This window comes from Rickettsia sp. TH2014, assembly GCF_019249195.1.
Taxonomy (GTDB): Bacteria; Pseudomonadota; Alphaproteobacteria; order Rickettsiales; family Rickettsiaceae; genus Rickettsia; species Rickettsia felis.
Window position 1 is genome coordinate 1 of record NZ_MXAX01000236.1, and the last position, 1,308, is coordinate 1,308.

Consider the following 1,308-nt stretch of genomic DNA (forward strand, 5'->3'; position numbering starts at 1 on the left):
ACATCAGTAACAAGAGTTGCATCCATAGAATTGGATAATTTATAACTTAATATAGCTTTGCTATGCCAGTCTATAATAGCCGCCATATACATAAAGCCATCATGAGTTCTAATGTAAGTAATGTCACCACTCCAAACCTCATTGACATTAGGTACATGTACTGTTTTTGTTGTTCTAGATTTAGTCCAATATTGATCAAGTAAATTGCGCTCCACCTTCCTCATGTAAAAACATATTCATCTGTGCTAATGCCCATGTTGCATTATTCATTTCTTGACCATAAAGTGCATAATTATGTTTATTTAGCTGTTTATTCTTTTTTGCTTCCTCCATTACCTCTTTAGCTGCTCGAATTAAAAGCGAATCTGAACCGCAAGCCGGATCACAAATTATGTTGCCGGGCTTTGGAGCAGTAGGCTTTGCAAGTAAAGTTGATACGGCAGTAGGAGTATAAAATTCACCGGCTTTTTTGCCTGCATCTGAAGCAAAGCGTGATATTAGATAAATATAACATTCGCCTATAATATCTTCACTGGCTCTGTCAGGACTTAAATCTAATTCCGGCCTATTAAAATCTTCTAATAGCAATTTTAAACGACGAATTCGTTCTTTGGTCTTACCTAAATTAGACTCCGAGTTAAAATCGATATTACGGAATACTCCTTCTAATTTAGTAAAATTCTTCTCTTCTATTTGATCTCAAGCTTTATTTATAAGTTCACCGATATTATTTTCATTTCGTTTTATAAATATATCATAAAAATTTGCATTTTCCGGTATTACAAATTGTTCTCGTTCTAATTGCTGTTCAATTCTTGAAGGCTCGTTTTTATATTTTTCTTTATATTTTTTTGAACGTACTAGCCAAACATCTGAAATATATTTAAAGAATAGCATTACTAATATGTAATCTTTATAATTTGCTGCATCTTATCACGCCTCGAAAAGTATCACAAGCAACCCAAGCAGCACTATTTATTTGATTTTGTTTTACTTGATCAGTCATATCTTTGATTTGATTTATTTTATCTAGTGATAGATTATGTAGGTTAAAAACTGAAAAGCAAACAATCTAGTTTTCATAAAATAGATGGCAGCAATTACTTTTTCAACTATTATATTTGTTTATAGTTTAAAATTAATGATAAAATATTTATTTATGAATAAAAAACTAGTTTATTTGTAGCATATGAATTTTTAAAGAAATTTAAGGAAGGTTAGAAAATCTGAAGATATTTGGTGGAGGCAAGTAAACGATTTGCCAGTGTAGAAGTCAAGATTTAATCTTACAGACATTATAAAAATTAT

General features: G+C 30.6%; 2 protein-coding genes and 1 pseudogene. All 3 read right to left on the bottom strand.

The features are described from left to right. Window positions 1-143, bottom strand: a pseudogene (locus tag KYQ89_RS04715) (DDE-type integrase/transposase/recombinase); the annotation flags it as partial. 52 nt (window positions 144-195) lie between these two features. After that, a complete protein-coding gene (locus KYQ89_RS04720) occupies window positions 196-588 on the bottom strand; it encodes a class I SAM-dependent DNA methyltransferase (RefSeq protein WP_218460631.1) in 393 nt (130 codons plus the stop codon). Window positions 589-699: 111 nt separating this feature from the next. Next, complete coding sequence (locus KYQ89_RS04725) at window positions 700-897, bottom strand: type I restriction-modification system subunit M N-terminal domain-containing protein (RefSeq protein WP_256621356.1); 198 nt, start codon at window positions 895-897, stop codon at window positions 700-702. Window positions 898-1,308: the final 411 nt, after the last annotated feature.

Excerpts from the sequence above, each read along its gene's own strand:
- KYQ89_RS04725 (WP_256621356.1), bottom strand. The coding sequence starts at position 897 with ATGCTATTCTTTAAATATATTTCAGATGTTTGGCTAGTACGTTCAAAA.